Source organism: Dolichospermum sp. UHCC 0406 (assembly GCF_009712025.1).
GTDB classification, from domain to species: domain Bacteria; phylum Cyanobacteriota; class Cyanobacteriia; order Cyanobacteriales; family Nostocaceae; genus Dolichospermum; species Dolichospermum lemmermannii.
Map to the genome: position 1 here is coordinate 352,609 of NZ_VILA01000014.1, position 13,811 is coordinate 366,419.

A 13,811-nucleotide genomic window follows, 5' to 3' on the forward strand; every position below is an offset into this window, starting at 1 on the left:
AGTGCCATATCTCGGAGATTCTTCACTTCGTTCAGAATGACAATTTTAACCCGTTTTTAGTATACGAACAGTATTGATTGCTAGTGGTAGTTTTTGCTTTTCCAATAAGCAGACAATATTGTATACTTGACAATACATAGTCTATTTAACATTATATATATGCTAGAAAAGCAATTGGTTGAATTTGAGCTAGAAAATGGCGGTAAATTTCTAGTGGAAATTGAGGAATCAGAAGATACATCTCTTGCTACGGAGAGAGTCGCTTTACCATCTGGGCGAGAAACGCAGTGTACCAGGATTTATAGATTGTATGTCAACTGAAAATTACTTTCAAACCTTTAGAAGTGCGCTTGCTCGCATTTATAATAAAAACTGTAAAGTTGTTGGCGCTGATTTTTTAGTGAATCAGTACCATCTTCTTACCTTCCGGCTCTTTGGCTTTCCCCAAGGATATGATCTTGGTGTCTGGGCTAATGATGAACTGATTGATGCCCAAGCTACTCACTCGATCCAGATAGAAGCCATTAAAGTTCCTAGATATCAGATTGAGCTTGGTTTTAGTGATTCTCCTATGTGGGATAAATCATTACATGGAGTTGTGGGTATGGCTGTAGCCGCAGAGAAAAAGCGAAAGGGAGTCAAAGCGGCATTTAGGAGGACTACAACTGTGTTAAATAGTGAACTGTTTGAAGACCAAGCTACTCGCTCGATCCAGATAGAAGCCATTAAAGTTCCTGGATATCAGATTGAGCTTGGTTTTAGTGGTTATGCTGTGTGGGATAAACCATTACAGGGAGTTGTGGGTATGGCTGTACCCGCAGAGAAAAAGCGAGAAGGAGTCAAAGCGGCATTTGGGATGCCTACAACTGTGTTAAATAGTGAACTGCTTGATGCCCAAGCTACTCGCTCGATCCAGATAGAAGCCATTAAAGTTCCTGGATATCAGATTGAGCTTGGTTTTAGTGGTTCTCCTGTGTGGGATAAACCATTACAGGAAGTTGTGGGTATGGCTGTACCCGCAGAGAAAAAGCGAAAGGGAGTCAAAGCGGCATTTAGGATGCCTATAACTGTGTTAGTGGAAACTGGGGATTTTTCAAATCAAGCCATGCAGCAAAAACCAATAAATTCTTCTCGTTCTTTTAATCGAGTACAAGAAATTAAAGTCAGGGAATTGGAAAAACGTTTCGCAATTTTAGAAATTGATTATGAAGCAGTTTATAACCAATTGAATGAAACACTAGATGCTGAATTTAAAAATAAAATACAGCTAAAACTGAAGAGAATTGAGCAAGAGATGAATGATGTCTTTGGAGAGTTAAAAATGGTCGGATAAAAATTTTATTACAAAAGTCCGCCAATAAGCGACCTTAAGTATAAAACTTATCCAACAGGTTTTGATTTAATGAAGGAGTTTTAGCCCAGACAACACAACCCATATCAGTTACAGATATTGCCAATTTCCTAAATACTGATGAATATGATGTTGAGGAATTATTAGAAAATTGGGTAGAATTTTTAGTCTAAGAAAATAGATCAGAAAATACTTACTACAGCTTCTATCATTTTAGTTTCCGTGATTTCATTAACAAAATATAGAACTCAAACCCATCCCATAGAGAGATGATCCATACCAGCATTTGAAATAAATTATAATCGTATGTACTCAAATAACATACATCTTAAATCCCCTCGTCGCTTGCGGGGAGGTGGGGTTTTTGTATTTAAATCTGGTAGGTTGGTTTGAAGTTAGGAAACCCAACATTTACGGACTTTTGTTGGGTTGTCTCTTAACCGAACAGTATTGACATCAATTCTGAATTCATCTCAATTAAATTGTGAGAAAAAAGAGATTATTTAACTTTTTAGGATTGGTAATAATAATAGCGATCGCTATTATTAGTTATCACAATTGGCCATTACCAAAACCACCCCCATTCATTACCGTTAAACTCAGCGGTTGGACAGGAAATCCTCTAGAACAAAGACTTTTAAAAGAGGTAATTGAAGACTTTGAAAAGCAGCATCCCCAGATCAAAGTCAAATATGAAGCGATTTCTGATCAATATATGGATGTAATTAAAACCCGCTTAGTAGGAGAAGCTGCACCAGATGTATTTTATCTCGACGCACTAGAAGCCCCTTTCTTAATGGGTCAGAATGTCCTAGAACCCCTTGATAAATACATTAAACCCAAATTTGACCTCACAGATATAGAACCCAACTTACTCAAGAATTTTACCTACCAAAATCGTATTTATGGTTTACCTAAAGACTATTCCACCTTAGCCCTATTTTATAACAAACAAGCATTTAATCAAGTGGGTTTAACCAGTCCTCCCACTACCTGGGAACAACTCCGCAGCTATTCAAAACAATTAACAGGCAAACTCAATAAATATGGCTTTGGTGAAATTCCTGAATTAGCCCGTCAAGCATACAAAATTACAGCTTTTGGAGGGGAAATTATTGATAAAAATGGTTATGCTACCTTTGCAAATAATCCAGGATTACAAGGTTTGGAATTAGTAATTAACCAATATCAAAAAGATCGATCTTCCGCCCAAAAATCTGATGTCGGCACAAATTCCGGGAGTGAAATGTTTGGACAAAATAAAGTAGCAATGGTAATTGAAGGGAATTGGGCAATTCCCTATTTACAAGAAACCTTTCCCAAACTAGAATTTGCCACAGCAGAAATACCAGAAATTAATAATCAAAAATCCACAATGGTTTTTACTGTTGCTTATGTCATGAATAAACAAGCACCCCATAAAAAAGAAGCTTGGGAACTCATTTCTTTTCTAACAGGTAAAGAAGGCATGAAAAAATGGACAGCTAAAGGATTTGCATTACCAGCCCGTAAATCAGTGGCACAACAGTTAGGTTATGATCAAGACCGTCTGAGATCATCATTAGTAGCAGGAGTTAATTATGCGACACCCTGGCAATTAGGTAAAAATCCTGCCGCAATTATCAACAATTTTGATAATCAATTTATTAGTGTTTTACTAGGACAACAACCATTAAAACAGGCAATGTTAAAGGCACAAGATGCAGCAAACAAACAAATTAAGGCAGATATGTAGAGTTTAGCAGTCAGCAGTAAACCCCTTTAATTGCAAAGACCATACTCTAATTTTTCTATTCCTTTCTTCCTTTGCGACTTTGCGCCTCTGCGTGAGATATAAAAATGTGTTTCATTTCCGAGAAAATCACTGTAATAGACAGATTCGAGAAAATTTTACAGCTTATTTATTCATAACTCCCAGTATTTTAGTTTTAGGCACATTTGTAATTTTGCCTATTCTCTATGCTGTATTTCTTTCCTTACACAAAGTTCAAATGTTGGGAGGTATTAACTATCGTTTTATTGGTTTGGGTAATTTCCAAAGATTGCTAACAGATGAAAGAGTGGGAATTGCTTTAAAAAATACCGCAGAATATGTGGCTATTGTTGTTCCCACCCAAACTATTTTGGCTTTAGGTTTAGCTGTGACACTCAATTCTGGCATTCATGGTAAAAATTGGTGGCGGATTCTTTACTTTTTACCGACAGTTACATCTTCAGCAGTTTTGACACTAATTTTTATGTGGATTTATAACACAAATGGACTATTAAACAATTTTTTGGCTTTTCTCAACCTGCCTATTTATAATTGGTTGGGAGATCCATCTGTTGCCTTGAAAGGGATTATGATCATGAATATTTGGTCAACAGCACCGTTTTTTATGGTGATTTATTTAGCAGCTTTACAGGATATTCCCCAAACTCTTTATGAAGCAGCAGAACTTGATGGTGCTAATAATTGGGAACAGTTTATTTATATTACTTTGCCTTTATTGCAACCTGTGACTTTCTTTGTCATGGCTATGGGAATAATTGGGACTTTTCAATTATTTGATCAGTCTTATATATTTTCTGGAGGGACAGGTGGACCAAATAACGCTACTCTCACCTTAGTCCTGCTGATTTATCAAACCGTATTTCGGAATTTACAAATGGGATATGGTGCAGCAATTGCCTTTTTACTAGCATTTGTAATTATTATCCTCACATTAATTCAGAGGCAATTTTTCGGAGGTTATAAAATTTGAATAAAATCTTTGGTAGTTTCTGGTTGAAAGTGCTGTTATATATCTTCCTCACAGTTTATGGAATTATTACCGTAATTCCTTTTCTCTGGGCATTTTCTGCATCATTTAAGCCTCTATCCGAGATTATTAGCGGTGAATTTAATTTTATCCCCAAACATTTTACTCTCGATAATTACAAACAAATATTTCTGCAAGAACCTTTATTTTGGCGGTGGTTATTTAATAGTGTGATTATTGGTGTTACTGTCACAATTTTAAACTTGCTATTTAACTCAATGGCAGGTTATGCCCTCGCAAGATTGCATTTTCGGGGTAAACAGTGCTGGTTTTTCCTGATTTTGACCGTGTTAGTAGTGCCAGCGCAAATTACCCTAATTCCCACATTTTTAATTTTAAAAGTCATCGGTTGGCTAAATTCATACCCAGGGATGATTGTTCCGAGTATGGTCAATGCTACTTTCATTTTTATGATGCGGCAGTTTTTTGTCAATTTCCCTAGAGAACTAGAAGAAGCTGGACAATTGGATGGTTTAAATGCCTGGGGAATTTTTAGGTATATAGTTTTACCTTTAGCTAAACCAGCATTAGCCGCACAAGCGGTTTTTGTCTTTATGGGTAGTTGGAATAATTTTTTACTCCCTGTAGTGATTCTCTTTGACCCAGAAATGTTTACTTTACCTTTAGGACTAAATACATTTAAAGGTCAATATATCAGCTATTGGAACTACATTATGGCAGCTTCAATGGTGTTTACTCTGCCAGGTTTAGCTATTTATGCTTTCTTTAACCGCTACTTAATTCAAGGTGTTACCTTTACCGGTGGTAAAGGCTGAAAATACAGCAGAATTCAAGAGACTGCACAGAATTATGAACTCCATTAATTCATCCCTTCCTATCTGCGTTTATCTGCGTTTATCTGCGTACCCTATGGCTTCGCCACGCAAGCTGCGGGAAGCAAGCTACAATTATTCTTGAAGTCTGCTGTATCAACCCTAATTTATAAAAAATGGTTATCATCAAATTCATCTATGAATGAAGAGTTTATTTAATAGTTAACATCAAAATTATCTATTCATGTCCTTTTTCTGTAATTAACTAAACCCAAGATTACGAAAACCATAGATTAGAAATAATCATTATCATTAATTAAACAATATATATTAGAAACTTTCCACAAAATTAAGCCCAAACTATAAGTTTTTACTTATGTATCCAATATAATATTTATTTAATAATTCGAGTTGAGAATTGATCACTTTGATCAGAAACACTGTAAACTAGATTTTACTAGCTGAGTGATGCCTCTTGTTCATACTAGGTTAAGAAACTAAACCATGTTTATCACAAAGTATACAAACTAACTTTTTTACATAAAAAGCTAATTTTGAATGCCTAGATATAACTAGGAATTTCAATAGTAAAGCCAAGAATTTATTTCTTTGTCTAAATTTTCATGTTTAAAAAATAAATTCTTTCACCAGGGAGATGTTTCATGTCTGAATTTTTTAACCAAATTTCTCGCCGTAAGTTCATCGTCACGGCTGGAGTTTCAGCCAGTGCAGTATTACTTAAAGGTTGTTTAGGAAATCCGCCAGAACCAGGAGGTATAGCCCAAGCGAAACAAGCCGAAGCAGTTAAATTAACACCAGAAATTACACCAGAAACCACTACTGTTAAATTAGGATATATTCCTATTGTAGAAGCTGCGCCATTAATTATTGCCCAAGAATTAGGCTTTTTTAAAAGATGGGGAATGACAAATGTACAACTTGCTAAACAAGCATCTTGGGGTTCAATGCGAGATAATACCGAAATTGGTTCTGCTGGTGGAGGTGTAGATGGTGGACAATATCAAATGCCCATGCCGCATTTAATGACAGAAGGGTTAATTACTAAAGGAAATACCAAAATTCCTATGTATGTATTAGCCCAATTAAATACTCAAGGTAATGGAATTGCGATCGCTAATAAACACGCAGGTAAAGAAATTGGACTAGATTTAGCTAAAGGTGGAAAAATAGTTTTTGATCAATTAAAAAGTACAAAAAATCCCTTTACAGCCGCCTTTACTTTTGGCAAAGTTAATCAAGAATTTTGGCTACGTTATTGGTTAGCAGCAGGTGGAATTAATCCTGATACAGATGTGAAATTAATTCCTGTATCTGCTGCCCAAACTGTAGCCAACATGAGAACAGGAACAATGGATGCGTTCAGTACCGGAGATCCTTGGCCTTATCGAATTGTGAAAGACAAAATTGGTTTTTTAGCCGTATTAACCTCAGAAATGTGGAAAAATCATCCTGAAGAATACTTTGCCATGAAAGCGGAATGGGTAGACACTCATCCCCAAGCAACCAAAGCCATTTTGAAAGCTATTATGGAAGCACAACAATGGTTAGATAACTTTGAAAACCGTGAAGCGGCGGCGGCAATTTTAGGACGAAGAAACTACTTTAATTTAACACCAACCTTCCTGAAAGATTCCCTACAAGGTAATTATGATATGGGTAATGGTCGTGTGATTAATGATAAATCAATGGCAGTATTGTATTGGAAAGATGAACGAGGTAGTGTGTCTTATCCCTATAAAAGTCATGATTTATGGTTTTTAACTGAAAGCATTCGTTGGGGATTTTTACCACCAGAATATTTAAACAAAGCCAAAGATTTAATAGACAGAGTTAACAAAGAAAATATTTGGCGCGAAGCTGCTAAAGAAGCAGGAATTATGGAGGCAGATATTCCTAATAATACATCTCGTGGACTAGAAACATTCTTTGATGGTGTAACTTTTGATCCAGAAAATCCCACAGCCTATTTAAAGAGTTTAAAAATCAAGAAAGTCAATATTTAGGACTGAGAATATTTGCTGAAATCAAAAATAGAAAATCAATCAACAACAATATTTAATTGATTAATCACAAAACAAAAAATCAACAAAATTAGGAGAAAATCATGACTACATTTACCGCCAAACGTCGTAATAGTAACAATTCTGATAGTGCTATATCTGTATTTATTAGTAAACAATTACCGGAAATTATACCACCAACAATTGCTATTGTGGTTTTCCTGGTGATTTGGCAAGTATTTTCTTTAATTGCTGGAACATTACCCGGACCTATTCAAGTAGTTCAAGAAACTTGGGAGTTAATTCTTTATCCATTTTATGATCGGGGAGGAATTGATAAAGGGTTATTTTGGCAAATTTTCGCTAGTTTACAACGGGTAGCTATTAGTTATACTTTAGCCGCAATTGTGGGTATTGGTTTAGGGATTTTAATTGGTGTGAATCAAACCATGTCTAAAGCCTTAGATCCCTTATTTCAACTATTAAGAACTGTACCTCCTTTAGCTTGGGTTCCTATTTCCTTAGCAGCTTTAAGACAAAATGAACCAGCCGCATTATTTGTAATTTTCATTACTTCTCTGTGGCCAATTTTAATTAACACTGCTGTGGGAGTAAAAGAGATTCCTAATGATTATAATAACGTTGCTAAAGTCTTACAACTTTCTCAAAAAGAGTATTTCTTGAACATCTTAATTCCTGCGGCTTTACCTTATATTTTCACTGGGTTAAGAATTTCCATTGGTTTAGCTTGGTTAGCGATTATTGCGGCAGAAATCGTCATGTCTGGTATTGTGGGTATCGGCTTTTTTATTTGGGATGCTTATCAAGCTAACAAGGTTAGTGAAGTTATTTTAGCACTAGTTTATATTGGTGTTGTCGGTCTTATCCTAGATAAAATGATGGCTGCATTACAAAACTGGATTTTACCAGCAGAACAAAAATAGTCAAAAGTCATTGGTCATTAGTTAATAGCAAAGAAATAACAACGAACAACTGATAACTGTACGGGCGAAGCATTTGGAGAACTATTTTTGGCAATGACCGATAATTTATCTTCCAAATGCTTCGCCCCTACTGACAACTGACAACTGACAAATAACCCATTACCCATTACCAAATAATATGTCTATATTTGTTGGCGTTGACCAAGTTGATAAAATTTTTGAATTAACCGGTGGTGGACAATATATCGCCCTCAAAGGTATTGATCTTCAAATTAAAAAAGGCGAATTTGTTTCTCTTATTGGTCACTCAGGTTGTGGAAAATCTACCCTTCTAAACATGATTGCCGGTTTGGATTTACCAACAGAAGGTTTAGTCACTTTAGAAGGACAAAGAATTAAAAAACCTGGACCTGATAGAATGGTAGTATTTCAAAACTATTCGCTTTTACCTTGGCGAACAGTGAGAGAAAATATTGCTTTAGCAGTAGATTCAGTATTACATGGAATGCCCGCAGCGGAACGCAAAGCGATTATTGACAGACATATAGATATGGTCGGTTTACGTCCCCATGCTGATAAACAACCAGGGATGTTATCAGGTGGACAAAAACAACGAGTTGCGATCGCTCGTGCCTTGGCAATTCGTCCTAAACTATTACTATTAGATGAACCCTTCGGTGCTTTAGATGCCCTAACTCGCGGGAATTTGCAAGAACAATTAATGCAAATTTGTGAAGAGAATCAAGTTACCGCAGTCATGGTGACACACGACGTAGACGAAGCGGTTTTGTTATCTGACAGAATTGTCATGTTAACCAACGGACCAGAATCGAAAATTGGCGACATTTTAGAAGTAGATATTCCTCGTCCTCGCAAACGCATGGAAGTAGTAAAACATCCCAGTTACTACAGCTTGCGAAGTGAAATGATTTACTTCCTCAACCAACAAAAACGCATCAAAAAAATTCGGGCGAGAAAAACTGCTGCGGTGGTTCGTCATGGTTTAGAAAAAGTTAATTTAGAAATTGGCTTCTTACCCATTACAGCTTGCGCCCCCCTGGCGATCGCCAAAGAAAAAGGCTTTTTCATCAAACATGGTCTGGATGAGGTTAATTTAGTCCGGGAAAGCAGTTGGAGAGGAATTGTAGACGGGATGACAGGGGGATATTTAGATGCGGCACAAATGCCCTCAGGTATGCCCATGTGGTTAAGTTTAGGAGGAAATAAAAACCAACCTTTACCAGTTGTCACCGCCCTGACAATGACCCGCAATGGTAACGCCATCACCTTAGCCAAACGTTTTTATGACGAAGGTGTACATAGCTTATCCGACTTCAAAAATTATCTCCTAAAAACCCGCGAACAAACACACAGAATGGGAGTAGTTCATCCCGCATCCATGCACAATTTACTCCTTCGTTATTGGTTAGCAGCAGGTGGAATTGACCCCGACAGTGATGTGGTTATGAAAAATATCCCTCCTGCTCAAATGGTAGTAGATTTAAAAGGTGGAACTATTGACGGTTATTCTGTAGGTGAACCTTGGAATTATCGGGCAGCAGTTGAAGGTTCAGGCTTTACCATAGCCACAGATTTAGAAGTTTGGTTAGGACACCCTGGTAAAGTTCTAGGAGTACGAGAAGATTGGGCAGAAACTTATCCAAATACCCATATTGCCTTAACCAAAGCCTTATTAGAAGCTTGCCAATATTGTGCAGATCTTGCCAACGCCCAAGAAATTCGCCAAATTTTAGCAAGTCAGGAATATGTCAGCACAGATATTGAATATATCCAACTGGAAAACCCGAATAACGCTACCTGTGACTTAAATCATCCCATGCGGGAATATGCCCATCACCAATTTTATTCCGAGTCTGCCATTAATCGCCCCAGTCGCACCGAACAAATTTGGATTATGACTCAATTAGCGCGGTGGGGTGACACTCCCTTCCCCAGAAACTGGGTAGAAATCGTTGAAAGAGTTTGTCGAGTCCGCGTTTTCAGTACCGCAGCCAGAGAACTAGGCTTAGATATCAGTTACACCCGTCAACCCATTCAATTATTTGATGGTAAACCCTTCAACGCCGATGATCCAATTGCCTATCTTAACGACCTAGAAATCAAACGCGACTTCTCCATAGCCGAAGTCATTCTAGATGCCCCCAGAAGAACCGCAGCTTAAAAAAACCCTTTCTTCCTTTGCGTCTTTGCTCCTTTGCACCTTTGCGCGAAACCTCCTACCAATTACTAAACAATGCAAAACCGTAACTTGAAATCTACCAACACAGCTACAACCACAATCAGCCGTCAGCCTTTCCTAGAAATTAAAGACGTTTGCAAAGTTTATCCCACCAAAAATGGACCATTTACCGTTCTTGATGGTGTTAACCTCAACGTGGAGAAAGGTGAATTTCTTTGCGTTATCGGCCACTCTGGTTGCGGTAAATCAACTTTATTAAACATGGTTTCTGGTTTTAACTTCCCCACCACTGGACAAGTTTTATTAGAAGGAGAACCAATTACAAAACCAGGTCCAGATCGCATGGTAGTATTTCAAAACTATGCGTTATTACCTTGGATAACAGCTTTTGACAATATTTATTTAGCTGTAAATGCAGTTTATCCCACTAAGCCAGAAGCCGAAAAACGGGCTATTGTGAGAGATCATTTAGCAATGGTGGGTTTAGCTGATGCCATGGAAAAGAAACCCATGCAAATGTCTGGGGGGATGAGACAGCGGGTTTCTATTGCGCGGGCTTTAGCTATTCGTCCGAAAGTGTTGATTTTAGATGAACCTTTTGGGGCGTTGGACGCAATTACTAAGGAAGAATTACAAGAGGAATTGTTGAAAATTTGGAATGATAACCGTTGTACAGTTTTGATGATTACCCATGATATTGATGAGGCTTTATTTTTGGCTGATAAGTTGGTAATGATGACCAATGGACCTCATGCCAAAATTGGGGAAGTGATGGAAATTCCTTTTTCTCGACCTAGAGATAGAGCGAGAATTATGGAAGATCCTCAATATTATCAATTGCGGAACTATGCGTTAGATTTCTTGTTTAATCGTTTCGCTCATGATGATGTTGGTTAGTAGTTAGTAGGTTGGGTTAAGCAACAGCGCAACCCAACAACAGCTTTAATCATCAGGTTTAATAATGTTGGGTAACATACGTCAACCCAACCTACTAAAATCAAAGATTAGGCATGAACCATTAAATATTGGCCATTACCGTTGTATTCACCATTGCAACTGGCGAAATTAGCAACAAACCAAATTAAATAAAACCTCCAGATGCGGCGAAATTTGGCATAGTCCATCCCGTAGTCTAAATCTTTGACTATTGCTTGAGAATCATCAAAGTTTTTTAGCCAACTAGTAAGAGTTTTAGAGTAATTAGAGCCATTAAGATACCATCTATCAATAGTTTTCAGGTCTTGATTATGACTGGGAATCGCGTCATATTTCCAGTAACGACCATGAGGGAAAATGTATTTGTGAGTGAAAACACTGGAGATATTATTAGGGGTACGGACTGTGATAATGTGAATAAAAACCTTGCCGTTATCCTTGAGAAAAGATGCCAGCTTTTGAAAAGCCTTTGTTAAATTACCCACATGACAAAAAACGCCAATTGAGAGAATTTTGTCAAACTTTGTCTCAAATTGGGCATCGTTTATATCTCCTTCATAGAGAGTAAAACGACCGGAACTGAGGTAACTTTCAGGATCTTGCATTTTCTGACGCATATATTCACATTGGTTATGACTCAAGTTAATTCCTGTGAATTTAACATTGGGAAATTTGGCAAGAATATAATTTGCTACGCAGCCCCAACCACAGCCAAAATCTAAAATATGATCACCATCTTTTATTTCTAATTTGTCAATTACATCATCAATCATTTGCATTTGTGATTGTTCGAGATTTGCTGCTCCTTTTTCCCACAATCCCATGCTATATTTGGGATAAATAAGTTTTCCATCACCTAACATGAGATTCAACATAGCTTGAGGCAAATCGTACTGAATCTTCATTAAATCCCGCGCACCTTCGGCGGTATTGTCTGTTTCTGTTAATACCCATTCGTAGGGTACAAGCAGGGATGGAAAATACTTAAAAAAGACAGGCATACAACTATCAAAAAGCGATCGCAACACAGCATCCGGTACTTCTAATCCGTTGATATAAGACTCGGCTATTGCCATTTGCACTGCGTTAACTGTACTAACTGCAAGACGGGTTGCTTTGTAAGCAATGGGACTTTTAGTATGTACATCTCCCACGATGGGAAGATGTTTCTCAATGTTTTGTAAAATTGTTGATGAACTCATGTTTATATTGGATTTTAAAGATGCCGCTATTTTATATCAATAAAGCCAAGTCAAAATAATATTAAAGAATAGATATTTCTTTGGATAGATAGAATGAAAAAAAGAGGAATAATAAGTATATATATATATATTCACTACGGCTGATAATTAAGTAAGTCAACACAATAAAACCAAACTGTGTAAAGAAATGTAAAATCGCTGAAAACTTATTCTAACATACCTCTAAGATATAAGGTTGTGTTGCGCTGTCGCTTAACCCAACAAAGCAAAAAATGGACAAGGTATTGATGCTGAAACCATATTACTGTATTCTCTTCTATGACAAGTTATGTTTCAACCTTCTGATCATCTGCCGCTGATATTCTCAGAAAATAGATGTAGATAATTCGATATATAAACTACAAAAGGTGGACGCAATGAGTCTTCGCGCACTACTGTTAATAAATAGTAATTCTCGTCAAGGGCAAGAACGTTACCAAGAAGCAATAAATTGTTTAAATAAATTGGGTTTGGAAATAATTACAGAATCTACAGAACATCCAACTCAACTAGGGACTGTGATTCGGCGTTACCAACAGCAAATAGATTTGGTAATTGTCGGTGGTGGTGATGGTACACTTAATGCTACTATAGAGGCAATAATTGAGACTCAATTACCTTTGGGTATTTTACCATTAGGAACTGCTAACGACTTAGCCAGGACTTTAGCAATTCCCAACTCTTTACCGGAAGCGTGTCAAATTATTGCCTCTGGAAACTTGCGAAGAATTGATTTAGGTTCTGTAAATGGGAAATATTTTTTTAATGTTGCTAGTCTGGGTTTAAGTGTAAAAATTACTCAACAATTAACTAAAGAAATTAAACGGCGTTGGGGTATATTTGCCTATGCAGCAATTGCATTTCAAGTAGTTTGGAAATCTCGCCCTTTTAGTGCAGAAATTCGTGTGAATAACGAATCAATTCATGTGAAAACTGTGCAAATTGCTGTGGGTAATGGTCGCTATTATGGTGGTGGTATGGCTGTAGTTCACGACGCAGCGATAGACGATCAAAGACTGGATCTTTATAGTTTAGAAATCGATCATTGGTGGCAAATTCTTCCCCTACTTCCGGCTATGCGTCAAGGTAGACATATTGATTGGCCGAATGTCCGCGCCCTTGAAGGTCAGGAATTTACAATATATACTAGAAAACCCCATGCTATTAACACAGATGGAGAAATTACAACCCATACTCCCGCTGTGTTTCGGGTGATTCCTCAAGCGATCGCAGTTTTAGCCCTATGACTATCATCTTCAACTATGATTTACCTGATTGATATGATTTATTTGATGGGATATGTAATTAAACAGGAGATGGTCACTAAACGAGGTAAAAAATGAAAATTCAACTATGATTTACCTGATTGATATGATTTATTTGATGATATCTTAACTGATTGATATGATTTATTTAATGATATCTTAACTATTATTTATGTAATTAAACAGGAGATTGTCAGTAAAGGAGGTAAAAAATGAAAATTCAACTATGATTTACCTGATTGATATGATTTATTTGATGATATCTTAACTATTATTTAT

General features: G+C 36.9%; 11 protein-coding genes. 10 read left to right on the forward strand and 1 reads right to left on the reverse strand.

Going from position 1 to position 13,811, the window contains the following annotated elements:
• Positions 1-159: 159 nt before the first annotated feature.
• From FJR09_RS12775 to FJR09_RS12820, 9 genes are all read left to right on the forward strand, one after another.
• Complete coding sequence (locus tag FJR09_RS12775) at positions 160-321, forward strand: hypothetical protein (RefSeq protein WP_168633488.1); 162 nt, start codon at positions 160-162, stop codon at positions 319-321.
• The gene (locus FJR09_RS12780; protein WP_168653048.1) at positions 311-1,333 is read left to right on the forward strand and encodes a hypothetical protein; all 1,023 of its coding nucleotides are present in this window, start codon (positions 311-313) and stop codon (positions 1,331-1,333) included. The genes FJR09_RS12775 and FJR09_RS12780 overlap by 11 nt, the downstream gene beginning before the upstream one ends.
• 502 nt (positions 1,334-1,835) lie before the next feature.
• Positions 1,836-3,086: an ABC transporter substrate-binding protein gene (locus FJR09_RS12785; RefSeq protein ID WP_168653049.1), complete on the forward strand. Its 1,251-nt coding sequence runs from the start codon at positions 1,836-1,838 to the stop codon at positions 3,084-3,086.
• Between the two features lie 106 nt (positions 3,087-3,192).
• Complete coding sequence (locus FJR09_RS12790; RefSeq protein ID WP_015083521.1) at positions 3,193-4,095, forward strand: carbohydrate ABC transporter permease; 903 nt, start codon at positions 3,193-3,195, stop codon at positions 4,093-4,095.
• Positions 4,092-4,928 carry a carbohydrate ABC transporter permease gene (locus FJR09_RS12795; protein WP_015083520.1) on the forward strand — a complete coding sequence of 279 codons (837 nt, stop codon included), beginning with the start codon at positions 4,092-4,094 and terminating at the stop codon, positions 4,926-4,928. Before FJR09_RS12790 ends, FJR09_RS12795 begins: the two co-directional genes overlap by 4 nt.
• 659 nt (positions 4,929-5,587) lie before the next feature.
• Entirely contained in the window at positions 5,588-6,949 is a 1,362-nt protein-coding gene (locus FJR09_RS12800) for a CmpA/NrtA family ABC transporter substrate-binding protein (RefSeq protein ID WP_015083519.1), read from the forward strand.
• Between the two features lie 101 nt (positions 6,950-7,050).
• Entirely contained in the window at positions 7,051-7,890 is an 840-nt protein-coding gene (gene ntrB / locus FJR09_RS12805; protein WP_015083518.1) for a nitrate ABC transporter permease, read from the forward strand.
• A 178-nt stretch (positions 7,891-8,068) separates the two neighbouring features.
• On the forward strand, positions 8,069-10,072 hold the full coding sequence (locus FJR09_RS12815) for a nitrate ABC transporter ATP-binding protein (protein ID WP_015083517.1): 2,004 nt from the start codon (positions 8,069-8,071) through the stop codon (positions 10,070-10,072).
• Between the two features lie 72 nt (positions 10,073-10,144).
• The gene (locus FJR09_RS12820; protein WP_015083516.1) at positions 10,145-10,987 is read left to right on the forward strand and encodes a nitrate ABC transporter ATP-binding protein; all 843 of its coding nucleotides are present in this window, start codon (positions 10,145-10,147) and stop codon (positions 10,985-10,987) included.
• Between the two features lie 107 nt (positions 10,988-11,094).
• Here FJR09_RS12820 and FJR09_RS12825 read toward each other — a convergent pair whose 3' ends face one another.
• Entirely contained in the window at positions 11,095-12,228 is a 1,134-nt protein-coding gene (locus FJR09_RS12825; RefSeq protein WP_041458597.1) for a cyclopropane-fatty-acyl-phospholipid synthase family protein, read from the reverse strand.
• Between the two features lie 416 nt (positions 12,229-12,644).
• Between FJR09_RS12825 and FJR09_RS12830 the strand changes: the two genes are divergently transcribed.
• Positions 12,645-13,514: a lipid kinase gene (locus tag FJR09_RS12830; protein WP_168633492.1), complete on the forward strand. Its 870-nt coding sequence runs from the start codon at positions 12,645-12,647 to the stop codon at positions 13,512-13,514.
• Positions 13,515-13,811 lie beyond the last annotated feature (297 nt).

Bases quoted from the DNA above. Each gene is read 5' to 3' on its own strand.
- FJR09_RS12775 (WP_168633488.1), top strand. From the start codon at position 160: ATGCTAGAAAAGCAATTGGTTGAATTTGAGCTAGAAAATGGCGGTAAA.
- FJR09_RS12780 (WP_168653048.1), top strand. From the start codon at position 311: ATGTCAACTGAAAATTACTTTCAAACCTTTAGAAGTGCGCTTGCTCGC.
- FJR09_RS12800 (WP_015083519.1), top strand. From the start codon at position 5,588: ATGTCTGAATTTTTTAACCAAATTTCTCGCCGTAAGTTCATCGTCACG.
- ntrB (WP_015083518.1), top strand. From the start codon at position 7,051: ATGACTACATTTACCGCCAAACGTCGTAATAGTAACAATTCTGATAGT.
- FJR09_RS12815 (WP_015083517.1), top strand. From the start codon at position 8,069: ATGTCTATATTTGTTGGCGTTGACCAAGTTGATAAAATTTTTGAATTA.
- FJR09_RS12820 (WP_015083516.1), top strand. From the start codon at position 10,145: ATGCAAAACCGTAACTTGAAATCTACCAACACAGCTACAACCACAATC.
- FJR09_RS12825 (WP_041458597.1), bottom strand. From the start codon at position 12,228: ATGAGTTCATCAACAATTTTACAAAACATTGAGAAACATCTTCCCATC.
- FJR09_RS12830 (WP_168633492.1), top strand. From the start codon at position 12,645: ATGAGTCTTCGCGCACTACTGTTAATAAATAGTAATTCTCGTCAAGGG.